Annotated in this window: 1 protein-coding gene; it reads left to right on the forward strand. The window is 50.2% G+C overall.

The window, feature by feature from the left end:
• Nucleotides 1-277: SHIRT domain-containing protein (locus A0739_RS10540; RefSeq protein ID WP_231082592.1), on the forward strand; the 277-nt coding region annotated here is incomplete at both ends.

Raw genomic sequence — 277 nt, forward strand, 5'->3', positions numbered from 1 at the left:
GACCACATACACAGACCCAGTGAATGATGGCACATGGACCTTCAAGGGCTATGACGCAGCTAGCGCAGTCGTGAACAAATCCGATGTTGAGTTTGTAGGAAAATGGGCCTTTGAAGCTAAGAAGTATCAAGCAACTTACCGCTTCGAGAGCGCAACAGCAGATAAAGCTCTTCCGGCAGCCATCGCAGCATTGACCCCAAGCGACAGTGCAAGATATGTGAATGGTGCCTCTGTTTCCGCTCAACAACCATCACAGACCACAAACACAGACCCAGTG

Origin of the sequence: Streptococcus oralis, assembly GCF_001588645.1 — a bacterium.
In the GTDB taxonomy this organism is placed as follows: domain Bacteria; phylum Bacillota; class Bacilli; order Lactobacillales; family Streptococcaceae; genus Streptococcus; species Streptococcus oralis_AB.